This window comes from Brachybacterium sp. p3-SID1565, from assembly GCF_025143785.1.
GTDB classification, from domain to species: Bacteria; Actinomycetota; Actinomycetes; order Actinomycetales; family Dermabacteraceae; genus Brachybacterium; species Brachybacterium epidermidis.
This window is the reverse complement of the sequence record NZ_JAMBDS010000035.1, coordinates 20,920-33,059: the sequence shown is the minus strand read 5'-3', so window position 1 is coordinate 33,059 and position 12,140 is coordinate 20,920. Positions and strand designations below refer to the sequence as shown.

The 12,140-nt window shown below is 72.8% G+C and carries 10 protein-coding genes; all 10 read left to right on the top strand.

Translation table 11 applies throughout. The features are described from left to right. Positions 1-1,095, top strand: a 1,095-nt coding sequence (locus tag M4D54_RS09420) for a glycosyltransferase family 4 protein (protein ID WP_259891082.1), incomplete at its 5' end; no start/stop codon positions are given. Continuing rightward, positions 1,092-2,195: a hypothetical protein gene (locus tag M4D54_RS09415; RefSeq protein WP_259891081.1), complete on the top strand. Its 1,104-nt coding sequence runs from the start codon at positions 1,092-1,094 to the stop codon at positions 2,193-2,195. The genes M4D54_RS09420 and M4D54_RS09415, both read left to right, overlap by 4 nt. Next, a complete protein-coding gene (locus tag M4D54_RS09410) occupies positions 2,192-3,364 on the top strand; it encodes a glycosyltransferase (RefSeq protein WP_259891080.1) in 1,173 nt (390 codons plus the stop codon). The genes M4D54_RS09415 and M4D54_RS09410 overlap by 4 nt, the downstream gene beginning before the upstream one ends. Further along, entirely contained in the window at positions 3,364-4,623 is a 1,260-nt protein-coding gene (locus M4D54_RS09405) for a YveK family protein (protein WP_259891079.1), read from the top strand. The genes M4D54_RS09410 and M4D54_RS09405 overlap by 1 nt, the downstream gene beginning before the upstream one ends. Next, positions 4,620-6,617, top strand: a complete 1,998-nt coding sequence (locus M4D54_RS09400; protein ID WP_259891078.1) for a nucleoside-diphosphate sugar epimerase/dehydratase — start codon at positions 4,620-4,622, stop codon at positions 6,615-6,617. Before M4D54_RS09405 ends, M4D54_RS09400 begins: the two co-directional genes overlap by 4 nt. Next, on the top strand, positions 6,614-7,813 hold the full coding sequence (locus M4D54_RS09395; RefSeq protein ID WP_259891077.1) for an aminotransferase class I/II-fold pyridoxal phosphate-dependent enzyme: 1,200 nt from the start codon (positions 6,614-6,616) through the stop codon (positions 7,811-7,813). Before M4D54_RS09400 ends, M4D54_RS09395 begins: the two co-directional genes overlap by 4 nt. Then, positions 7,810-8,505, top strand: a complete 696-nt coding sequence (locus M4D54_RS09390; protein WP_259891076.1) for a PIG-L deacetylase family protein — start codon at positions 7,810-7,812, stop codon at positions 8,503-8,505. The genes M4D54_RS09395 and M4D54_RS09390 overlap by 4 nt, the downstream gene beginning before the upstream one ends. Then, positions 8,502-9,923: a lipopolysaccharide biosynthesis protein gene (locus M4D54_RS09385; RefSeq protein ID WP_259891074.1), complete on the top strand. Its 1,422-nt coding sequence runs from the start codon at positions 8,502-8,504 to the stop codon at positions 9,921-9,923. The genes M4D54_RS09390 and M4D54_RS09385 overlap by 4 nt, the downstream gene beginning before the upstream one ends. Then, positions 9,853-10,803: a glycosyltransferase family 2 protein gene (locus M4D54_RS09380; RefSeq protein WP_259891072.1), complete on the top strand. Its 951-nt coding sequence runs from the start codon at positions 9,853-9,855 to the stop codon at positions 10,801-10,803. Before M4D54_RS09385 ends, M4D54_RS09380 begins: the two co-directional genes overlap by 71 nt. A gap of 44 nt (positions 10,804-10,847) precedes the next feature. Then, complete coding sequence (locus tag M4D54_RS09375; protein ID WP_259891071.1) at positions 10,848-11,852, top strand: hypothetical protein; 1,005 nt, start codon at positions 10,848-10,850, stop codon at positions 11,850-11,852. Positions 11,853-12,140: the final 288 nt, after the last annotated feature.

Here is a 12,140-nt window from a genome sequence, read left to right as displayed (position 1 = left end):
GGGCCCGGCTCGGAGCCGGGGCTGGAACCCGGACCCGCACCGAGTGCAGGGGAGCGCCGTCCGCAACAGGACCCCGGTCGCGCCCCGGCACTGGACCATGTGGGGCACGGAGTGAACGACCCCCGCTCCGCGATGGGATTCGTGCGCTGGGCGCGGGGGCGCCGACCCGACGTGCTGGTGGCGTCGCTGTGGCGCTCGGTGCTGGTGGGCATGCTGGCCCGCCCGTTCCTGCCGGGCACCCGGTTCATGGTGTACCTGCACAACACGCGCTTCACGAACCCGCTCGACCGGATGGTGCACCAGGTGGCGCTGCGCGTGGCCGATGCGGTGCTGTGCGATTCCGGGGCCGCGAAGGACGCCCTGGTGCCCGCGGGCGTGGCGGCGCGACGCATGGTGCAGGTGGTGCGGCCCACTGCGCGGCCCTCTATGCGCCCCACCACGCGGCCCGCCGCCGTACCGGTCGCAGCAGCGGCGCCGGCCGCATCAGGGGCACCGGCCACAACAGGGGCACGGGGCTCAGCGGGGCCGACGGTCCTGCGATCCGCGCCCGCTCCGGGTGAGCCGATCCGTCTGGTCTTCTGGGGGCGCATCGCTCCGCAGAAGCGCGTGGACCGGGTGGTGCGCCTACTGGCCGCGCTCGAGCGCACCGCTCCCGGAGGGGCCATGCTGGAGATCATCGGCCCTGATGAGGGACCCCGCGCCGAGATCGAGCGGCTGGCGCACGATCTCGGGTTGTCCGCCCTGGTCACGTGGCACGGGCCGCTGCCCTGGGAGGAGATCCGCGAGCACGCCTCCCGTGCTGCCTTCTTCGTGCAGCTCAGCGACTACGAAGGGCTCGCGATGGCGGTCGCCGAGGCCATGGGGCTGGGACTGATCCCCGTGGTCACACCGGTGGGCGACATCCCCCACCGCACCCGCGACGGCGTGAACGCCGTGCACGCCCACCCACCCCTTGACGACCTCGCGGAACACCTGCGGGACCTGGCCCGCGCCCCCCGCCGCTACCAGCGGATGAGCCGCGCCGCGGCCGAGGTGCGCATCCCGGACTTCGTGGAGGAGTTCACCCGCGCCTGCCGGGAGGTGGCCGCGCGATGAAGCCGCACGGTGCAGAGTTCCAGCTGATCGCGGTGGCATGTCTGGGCACCGCGATGATCGGCGCGCTGTTCGCCCGCCCCTACCTGCCGGACCAGTTCGTGCGGGACGACGGCCACATCCGCCTCGCCATCGCCGACCCCACCACCACCGATGCGGAGTCCTTCCGCACCATCGCCCACCTGTACCGTCTGCTGGGGCTGGAGGACAACGCGCCGGGCGCGGCCCTGCTGGGGGTGACGGTGTTCGTGGTGGCGGCGTTCGCGGCGATCGGCTGGCAGCAGCTGGCCCGCCTCACCTGGGTGGGCCTGATCCTGCTGACGATGATGACCGGGGTGGCCGTGGTGTACCTGGGCCAGTACAGCAAGGAACTGGTCACCGTGGTGCTCGCGACCGTGGTGCTGCTGCTGCCGCGCACGGCGCTGGGCGAGATCGCCGTGGTGGCGGTGTGCCTGCTGCACGCCGCTATGCTGCGGCCCTACTGGGTGCTGATCGCCGCCGCATACGTGGGCTGGCGCATCCTGCAGCGCTACCGGGTGCGGCCGCTGCTGATGCTGGTGTGCCTGGTGGCCGGGTACGGCGTGCTCTCGGTGGTGTTCGCCGCCGTGCTGGGCGGCGGGCTGGAGAGCCAGCGCGAATGGATGAACGCCGAACGTGCCGGCACCAGTGTGGACACCCTCATCATCGGACCTTTCCCCGGCGCCACCGGGGCCCTGTCGGTGGCCTCGGTGCTGGTGGTGCTGGCGATGCTGCTGGTGCCCCTGCCGCTGCTGGCCACCGGCTCCCCCACCCACATGGCAGCGGCCGTGCTGCTCACCGCGATCTGGGTGCTGGTGCTGAGCCAGCTGCTGCACCGCGGTCCCCGATCCGGCCGCGCTCCGTTCCCGCCGGCCGCGCCGAGGGCCGCCGCCCTGCTGCTGGCCATGGTGACGGTGCAGGCCCTGTTCGAGCCGGACTACGGCTCCTACCTCAAGCATCTCTCGGGCCTGCTGCCGCTGGCGTGCGCGCTGCTGCCGCTGCGCCCCTCACCCGCTGCCACGAACACTCCTGCGGTGGATTCCCTGCCGCCGCTGTCCCTCCATCACCTGGAGGTGCGCTCATGAGAGTCCTGCACGTCACCGAGGCCTCCTCGGCCGGGGTGCTCACCGCAGTCACCACCCTGGTGCGCGAACAGTCCCAGGATCCCGCGTTCACCGACCCGGTGCTCGCCTACGTGCCGCGCCCGGACTCACCGCCGACGGCCGCGATCCGCGAGCTCACCGGCGACGGGGCCGAGGTCCGCGCCTGGAGCGCCGGCACTCCCCTGCGCCTGCTGCACCTGGCCGCGGCGCTGCTGCACACCCTGCGGCGCGAGCAGTTCGATGTGATCCACCTGCACTCCTCCAAAGCAGGACTGCTGGGCCGCGCCGTGGCCGCCGCGGCCGGGGCGCGGCACCGCACCGTGTACAGCCCGCACTGCTTCAGCTTCGACCGCAGCGACATCGGTGCACTGCGCCGCGCCATGTTCCTGGCATTGGAGCGGGCCGCCCTGCATCTGTCACCGCGCCTGGTGCTGGTCTCGGACTCCGAGGCGCGGGTGGCACGCACCCTGCTGCCGCGCAGCCGCACCGCCGTGGTGCACAACCGGGTGCCGGTACTCGTGCCGGAGCCCGCGGTGCCCACCGCTGCAGCAGCGGCCGGGACAGGACCCGCCACCGCGCCCGGCAACGATCCTGACACCGGGGGCCTCGCGTCGTCGGACCCGCTGGATGCGTCTCCCGCCCTGGTGGTGCACGTGGGCCGGATCGCCACCCAGAAGCGGCCGGCGCTGTTCTGCGAGATCGCCGCCCGGGTGCGCGCCGAGCAGCCCCAGGTGCGCTTCCGCTGGATCGGCGACGGCGACCGGGACCTGCTGGACCCCGCCGTGGAGACCACCGGATGGCTGCCTGCGGAGCAGGTGCGCGAGCAGCTCGCCGAGGCCGACCTGGTGCTGTTCACCTCCGCCGGGGAAGGCCTGCCGATGGCGCTGCTCGAAGCCCAGGCCCTCGCCCGGCCCGTCGTGGCCAGCGAGGTCACCGGCGTCACCGAGGTCATCGACCACCACCGCACCGGTCTGCTGGGTCGCACCGCCGAGGAGCTGGCCCACTGCACCCTCACGCTCCTGCGGGATCCGCAGGCCCGTGAGCGCCTTGGGCGCCATGCCGCCGAACAGGTGCGGCAGAAGTTCGATGCGCGCCATCTGGCCTCGGACTGCCTGACCGCCTACCGCACCCTGATGAAGGACACCCCGTGATGACCACCGAACGGATGCTCACCAGCCTGCGTCGCCGCTGGCCCCTGGTCGTGCTGTGCACGGCCCTGGGGGCGGTGGTGGCCCTGGCCGCGCTCGTGCTGCTGCCCCCCACCTACGAGGCCCGCACCCAGGTGCTCGTCGAGGTGGCCGACCCCACCGGCACCTCCCGCACGGAGAACGTCAGCTACGTGCAGCAGTCCATGCCCACACTGCTGCAGCTGGCCCATTCCTCCACCATCGCTGAGGACATCGCCGCCCGCACCGGCGGCACCACCACTCCGGCGGAGCTGCGCGACCGCCTCACCTACACCGTTCCCGAGGACACCACCGTCATCGAGATCGTCGCCACCAGCTCCTCCCCGCAGGACGCCACCATGCTCGCGCAGACCGCCGCCCGGACGATGGTCGAGACGGTCCCCGCGCAGGCCGGGGCGATGGCCGGCCTCTCGGCCGACATCCTGCAGCCCGCCGCGGCAGCGACCTCCCCCGTCTGGCCCGACCCGAAGGCGTTCCTGCCGGCCGGGCTGATCGGCGGACTGCTGGTGGGGGTGCTGGCGGCGCTGCTGGCCTCCCTGCGCGACCGCCATGCGCGCGATCTCGACGAGATCGAGGAGGCCGCCGACGGCCCCGTGGTCGGGGTGCTCTCCCCGATGGTGCCCTCGCGCCTGGCCGGGCCTGTGCACTCCCGGGCCGTCGCCACCACAATGCCGCGCATCTTCTCCGCCCTGGGCCTGGGCGACCATCGCTCCGCCCGGCAGGTGCTCGCCGTCAGCGCCGCTCACTGCGGTGTGGACGCCGGGTACGTCGCCGCCGGACTGGTGCGCACCGCCCAGGCCAGCGGGGTGCGGGCCGCACTGGTGCTCAACGACACCACCCTCACCCGGGCCCGCGCCAGCTCCCTGGTGGCCGGGGGGCTCGAGGACCTCACGGTCACCGGGCCGCGCAGGCTGCCCGGCGCGATCCTCACCTCCGCCATGCTCCGGGAGACCATGGCCCGGGTGCCCGACGGCACCGAACTGGTGGTCGTGCTGTGCGGCGTGGTCGACGAGGACCCCGACGTGCGCGCCGCCCTCGAGCACGCCGCGCGGGTGCTGCTGGTCGCCGACCTCGCCCCGCCCATCGATCGTCTGCGCGCCGCTGTGCACTGCGCGACAGCCGCGCACGCCCACATCGACGGTGTGGTGCTGTGCGACACCCAGACCCCCGACCAGGCCGAGGTGCCACTGCCCTCCGCCACACGAGAGAGAAGCACCCTATGAGCGCCCGACCCTGGCCCCCCGCCCTGCAGCGCGCAGGCATCCAACGCAACTCCCCGCTGGTCAGACTGATAGTTCTGGGAGCGGCTGATACGGTCGCCTGGCTGCTGGCGTGGCTGGTGTCCACCGGCGTGGTCTCCACGTTGGCCTCCACCGAGCTGATGATCGAACTGGTGGGACTGACCGTGCTGGCGCAGCTCGCCGTCGGCGCCTCCCTGTCGCTGTACCGCAACACCCACCGCATCGGCTCCGCAGGCGAGCTGCGGATGGTCGCCGTGTGCGGGACAGTGGTGGCCGGGATCGTGGGGCTGACCATCCTGCTGCTGGGCAGCCCCGTGCCGCTGGCCCTCGCGGTGCTGTGCCCCGTGTTCGCCGTGGTGCTGATGGTCGCCTCCCGGCAGGTCCTGCGACTGTCCCTGGACCTGTCCCGCCGGCCCACCTCCGGCACCCGCGTGGTGGTCGTGGGCGCCGGACAGCTGGGCTCCCAGTTGATCCACGAGATGCTCGACGACCCGCACAGCGGCTACCTGCCGGTGGCGCTGCTGGACGACGACCGCGCCAAGCGCAACCTGCAGCTGCACGGGGTGCGGGTGCAGGGTCCCTCCAGCCGGGTGCGGGAGGTCGCCGACCAGTTCCGCGCCGAGGGCGTGGTGGTCGCCGTGGGCAGGGCCGACTCCTCCCTGTTCCGTTCGCTGACCAGCCAGGTGGAGGGCTCCCATGTGTGGATCCGGGTGGTCCCCTCCCTGGCCGAGCAGCTGTCGGCACCGGTGGAGATCTCCCAGCTGCGCGACCTCAACGTCGAGGACCTCATCGGCCGCCAGGTCACCGAGGTGGATCTCGAGGGCATCCGCTCCGCGTTCCAGGACCGACGGGTCCTGGTCACCGGCGCCGGCGGCTCGATCGGATCGGAGCTGTGCCGCCAGCTGCACCGCCTGGACCCCGCCTCCCTGGTGATGCTGGACCGCGACGAATCCGCCCTGCACTCCCTCAGCATGTCGATCCACGGGCGCGCCCTGCTGGACGATCCCGCGTACGTGCTGGCCGACATCCGCGATGCCGACGCCCTGCGCCGCATCTTCGCCGAGCACCAGCCCGAGATCGTGTTCCACGCGGCCGCCCTCAAGCATCTGCCGATGCTGGAGCGCTTCCCCGAGGAGGGCTGGAAGACGAACGTGCACGGCACCTGGAATGTGCTGCAGGCGTGCCGGGACGCTGGCGTCGCCCAGATGGTGAACATCTCCACCGACAAGGCCGCCGCCCCCACCAGTGAGCTGGGCCGCTCCAAGCTGGTGGCCGAGGGGCTCACCGCCGGCATGGCCGCCGCGACCGGCGACACGTACGTCTCGGTGCGGTTCGGCAACGTGTTCGGCTCGCGCGGCTCGGTGCTGGTCTCCTTCGCTGAGCAGATCCGCCGCGGCGGCCCGCTGACCATCACCCACCCCGATGTGACCCGCTACTTCATGACCATCCCCGAGGCCTGCCAGCTGGTGCTGCAGGCCAGCGTGGCCGGGCAGGGCGGGGAGACGCTGGTGCTGGACATGGGCCGGCCGGTGCGGATCCTCGACATCGCCCGCGGGATGATGGCGCTGGCGGGGAAGAACTGCCCGATCGCGTACACCGGGCTGCGCCCCGGTGAGAAGATCGACGAGGACCTGATGTCCCCCGACGAGAAGGACTCGGTGCGCGTCCACGACCGGATCTGGTGCGTGCGCTCGGTGCGGGTGGACTCCTCCCGGCTGCCCGCCCCCACCAGCACCGGTCGGCAGGTCACCGACTTCTACGAGCAGGTGGCCCACTCCGCGACCGGCCAGGACCGGACCGTCGGTCTGGACCGTGCCGCCGGTCAGGACCGGGCCGCCGTCCGGGACGGACAGCCCGCCGAGGCGCCTGCGAGCACCGATGTGGGTCCCCTGATCGGCTCGGCCCTCCAGGCCCGGGCCGACGGGCCCGAGGCGGTCATGCCCGGCGCCGCGACCGGCAGGACGGTGCACCGATGACCCCCCGCATCGCCCTGTCCCTGCCCGTGACCGGCGAGGCGGAGGAGGAGGCCGTGCTGGAGGCTCTGCGCTCGGGATGGATCACCTCCGCCGGTCCCCAGCTGGAGCGGTTCGAGCAGCAGCTCGCAGAGCAGACCGACCGCGACAGCGCGGTGGCCGTCAGCTCCGGCACCGCCGCGCTGCACCTCGCGCTGCTGGCCGTGGGCGTAGGGCCCGGGGACGTGGTGCCCTGCTCCACGCTCACCTTCGCCGCCACCGCCAACGCGATCTGCTACACCGGTGCCACCCCGCTGTTCATCGACAGCGACGAGACCGGTTCGATCGACGTGGACCTGCTCCGGCAGATCCTGGAGGAATGCGACGCCGACGACAAGCATGTGGGTGCGGTGGTGCCGGTGGACCTGTTCGGAAAGATCGCCGACCATGCCGCAATCGAGCGCCTGACGAAGCCGCGCGGCATCCCGCTGGTGGTCGACGCCGCCGAATCCCTGGGCTCGGTGCGCGCCGGGCGGCCCGCCGGCTCCGAGGGCACCCTGGCGATCCTGTCGTTCAACGGCAACAAGATCATCACGGCCTCCGCTGGTGGGGCCGTGGTGTGCGACGACGCGGCGCTCGCGGGGCGGGTGCGGCACCTGGCCACCCAGGCCCGCCAGCCCGTCGTGCACTACGAGCACGAGGACATCGGCTACAACTACCGGCTGTCCAACCTGCTGGCCGCCGTCGGCAGCGCCCAGCTGGATCGCCTGCCTGACTTCCTGGCCCGCCGCCGCGCCCACCGCGAGGGGTATCGGCGCGCGGTGGCGCCCCTGCCGGGGGTGGAGATCCTCGGCGGGGACGACAGCGGGGACAACTGCTGGCTCACCGCGATCATCATCGACCCCAGCGCCGCCGGTTTCACCGCCCACGACGCCCTCACCGCGCTCGCCGATGCCGGGATCGAGTCCCGACCGGTGTGGAAGCCGATGCATCGGCAGCCCGTGTTCGCCGACCCTCTGCTCTACCCGCGCCTGCTCACCGGGGTCGCCGACCACATGTTCCACCACGGTCTGGTGCTGCCCAGCGGCCCGGCCATGACCGACGATCAACGGGATGAGGTGGGCCGGTGCCTGACCGCCCTGAGTCGCGCGGGACTGGATCGCGCACGGCTCGACAGCACGTCGACCGCTACCACCCCCGGCATGAGGAAGGCTTCATGAACGCACGACCGGTTCTGGTCATCGCCCCGCACCCTGACGACGAGGTGCTGGGCTGCGGCGGCACGATCGCACGGCTCACCGATCAGGGCGTCCCGGTCACCGTGCTGGTGGTCAGCGCCGACCTTCCGCCCCTGTACCCGGCAGACGTGCGCGGTCGGGTGCACCAGGAGGCACTCGCCGCCCATGCCGTGCTGGGGGTGACGGACTCGGAGTTCCTGGACTTCCCGTCGGTGGAGCTGTCGCGGATGTCGGTCGCCGAGCTCACCGGCGGCGTCCAGCGGGTGGTGGACCGCCTGGAGCCGGCCACCGTGCTCATCCCCTTCCCGGACCGGCACGTGGACCACCGGGCGGTGTTCGACGCCGGCATGGTGGCCACCAGGCCGGTGGGTGCAGGCACCGGGATCGCGATGGTCGCGATGTACGAGACGATCTCGGAGACCTTCTGGAACGCCCCCGGGGCGGAGCCCACCTTCAGCCCCAACTGGGTCGTGGACATCACCGAGACCGTGGGCGCCAAGACCGCCGCCTTCGCCGAGTACGACTCCCAGGTGCAGGAGTACCCCTCCGCGCGCACCACGCAGGCCCTGGAGGCACTGGCCCTGTTCCGCGGCAGTCAAGCCGGGATGGAGTACGGGGAGGCGTTCCAGATCGTGCGGATGCTCACCGGGGAACAGCTGCCGTGGCAGGCATGACCGGGAAGCCGCAGGCCCGCCCCGGGGAACGCCGGGCCGGCACGGACGCCGTGGTGGTGGCGCTGGGCTATCTCAGCTCCTTCGCGTACCCGCTGGTGGCACTGCCCTTCCTGGCGCGCGCGCTGGGCGCCCCGGTGCTGGGGACCCTGATGGTGGTGCTCGCGGTGCTGCAGCTGATCGTGTACGTCACCGACTACGGCTTCTCCCAGAGCGCCCTGCGCCGCGTGGTCACCCGCAACAGCGATGCCGAGCTGGGGCAGATCATCGGCTCCACCCTCACGGCGAAGCTGCTGCTGCTGGCCGGTTGCGCGGTGGTGCTGCTGGCAGCGGTGGCGGCGGTGCCGGGGATGCGGTCCCACTGGGTGCTGTACCTGCTGGGCCTGGCACTGGTGGCCGCCGGGACCCTCTTCCCTGACTGGCTGCTGCAGGGTCTGGGCCGCTTCACCGCCTTCTCGGCCCTGCTGGCCTGCGGGCGCCTGGTGGCACTGGCGGGCCTGCTGGCCACGGTGCGCGGCCCGGGGGACGTCGCCTGGGCGCTGGCCTGGCAGGTGGTGCCACCGGGGCTGTCGGCCCTGGGCGCGTGGTTGGTGCTGGCCCGGGCGGGGCAGGCACGCTGGACGGCGCAGACCCGCAGCAGCGTCGGTTTCGCCCTGGCCGACGGCAAGCACCTGTTCGTCGGCAACATCGCCCACATGTCCATGGGGGCGGTGAACACGGTGGTGCTGGGGGCGCTGGCCGGGCCGGTGCAGGCGGCCTACTTCGGTGCCGCCGAGCGGTTCGGCAACGCCGGGCGCGGGGTGATGGGTGGGGTGTCGGTAGCGATGCTGCCGAGAATGACCCGAGCCTTGACGGACCCCTCCGCCGACTCCGTGCGGCGCACCATCTCGATCGGCATCGCCGGCGCGTACGTGCTGGGGGGCGGCTCACTGATCGTGCTGGCCCCCGTGCTGGTTCCCTGGTACCTGGGGCCGGGGTTCGCCGGTGCGGTGCCGCTCGCGCAACTGATCGGACTGGCGCTGTGCGCCGCCGGCGGCAGTGCCGTGCTGAGCCTGCGGGCGGCCGCCGCTCACCGCTTCGCCGCCATCGCCCGCGTGACCACGATCGCCGCGCTCACCCACCTGGCCCTGATCGGGCCCGCGGCCCACCTCTGGGGCGGCACGGGAGCGGCCGCGACCGTGCTGCTCAGCGATCTGCTGCTGTTCGTGCTGTTCGGCATCGACCACCTCCGCCTGCGGCGCCTCGCACCAGGCGCCGACCCGCTCCCCGAGGAGAGACATGACCACGTCACCGCAGCCGAAGCGGCCACCGCTCTCGAGCCCCCGCCCGAACCCGCTCGTCACCGTGATCATGCCGGCCTACGACCCGGGTCCGACGCTGAGGGGCGCGATCGCCTCGGTGCTCGGTCAGTCCCTCTCTGACCTCGAGCTGCTGCTGATCGACGACGGATCCGAGGAGGACATCGCCCCGTACCTGCCGTCGGATCCCCGGCTGCGCGTGATCCGGCATCGCCGCAACCGCGGCTACGCCGCCGCCACCGCCACCGGGATCGCCGCCGCCACCGGACGCTGGGTGACCTTCGTGGACGCCGACGACGCGATCGATCCCTCCTACCTCGAGCAGATGACCAGCACGGCCCGCCGCACCGGTGCGGCCGTGGTGATGGCCCCGCTGATGACCGTCCATCCCGACGGCACCACGGGACAGCTGGCCTGGGACCCCCCTGCCGGGCCGACGGGCAGTGGGCGGGACGCGATCCGTCGGATCCTGCAGGGGCGCCTGATCGCCTCCCAGCACCTGCTGCTGGAGCGCGCACAGCCGCGGCATCCCCGGACGGCCCCGAACACCTTCTCGGACCTGCTGTTCCTGGTCTCGAACCTGGCGCACGTGGATCAGGTGGCGTACGAGCCCCGTGCCCTGTACCGCTATTCGATCCACCCCGGGTCCGTCACCGGCTCGCTGCGCGAGAGCGTGTGGGACCTGGGCCGGCTCCCCGCGCAGCTGGAACCGGAGCTCGAGCACGCCTTCCCCGCCGACGAGGCTGCGACGCTGCTGCGGTGCGCCCAGGTGCTCGCGCTGACGCAGATGCTGCACAAGGCCGCCCTGGAGCCGCGCCCCACTGCTCTGCGCGCCGAGGTGACCCGCTGGTGCCGTCACCGGATCACCCCTGCCGTGCTCACGGCCGCCGTGCGCACGGGTCAGCATCGCTCGGCCGCGGAGCTGCTGCTGGCCCGCATCTCACCTGCCGCGCACCGCCGGGCCTACCGGGCCCACCTGCGGCGCGGCTCCGCGGCCCCGTGACGGGGTCAGGTCGCCCGCATGATCATGGGCCCGGCCGCAGGCGCTTGCCACGCCGGGCCGTGGTGGGCGGGGCTGCGGCGGGCACGGTCGCGGCGGGCGCAGCACTGCTGGCCGTCCCGATGAGGGGCCGTGGCCGTCGGGGCGGGTACCTGGTCCCCGCGCCCGGCGCGAACCCGGATCTGCGGGACTTCGAGCGGGACCTGCGGGCGGTGCGGGAGGGCGGCGGGGGCTGGGTGCGCCTCGCGGTGCGCGCCTACGACGTGGTCGAGGACTGGGACCGGGACGGAGCCATCGCCTTCGACGAGCAGGCACTGGACACCGTGGACCGGGCGCTGGACCTCGCCCGCGCTGCCCACCTGCGCGTGTACCTGGTGACGGCGGACTCGGTCCCGGAGGACGTGCTGCAGTCCTCGGGGCGCACGTTCCTGGCCACGATGACCGAGTACTGGAGGGTGCTGGCCGAGCGGCTCGGTGATCGGGTGGAGGTGTGGCAGGTGTTCAACGAGGCCGACGGGATGCACATCCGCACCGGGCAGAGCCTCGGGCAGATCCCGCCCACCTCGTACCTCAAGGAGCTCGCTGCGGTGCTGACCCGAGCGCGGCGCGCCATCCGCTCGGCTGCGCCGGGGGTGGAGGTGACCACCACCGCGGGCGGCTACCCCGTGGACGATGCGATGGAGCAGCGTTGGGCGCGGTTCTTCGGGGTGGTCGGTCCGCGGCTCGACGTGGTGGGGGTGGACCTGTACCCGCAGACGGACCAGGCGCGGATCGATGCGCTCGGCGAGCGCCTGGAGCGGTTGCACCGGCTGGTGCACAAGCCCGTGGTGGTGGCCGAGCTGGGACTGCAGACCTGCGCCGGATGCTTCAGCGAGGAGGAGCAGGGGGCCGGCCTGTCCTCGGCCCTGACGGCGCTGCGCACCGCACCGGTGCGAGAGGTGCTGCTGTACGAGCTGCGCGACAGCGACCAGGACCAGTTCGGGGTGCTGCACGCGGACTGGAGCCCGAAGTCCGGGGCTGGGCGGATCAGCGAGGCGCTGCGTCGACTCTGAGGATGCTCCCCCGCCACTGCTCCCGCAGCGCCGTCGGCCCCCGCCGTATCGGCCGCCTCCCACACCGGGCGCAGCTCCTTCCGCGGAGCTGCCAGGCGAAGTTGTGCGCCGCGTTGTAGGCGACCATGCAGAAGAACGGATCGCCCCCTTCCCCGCGGAGACTCCCTCCCCCGCGGAGCCCGCCTGCCCAGCAGGGTCCCCCTCTGCCATGAACGCAATCGCCCGGTCCGTGAACTCGACCGTCACGTGACGCTCGCATTCCACCTCGCGACCGTCCTCGTACAGGGG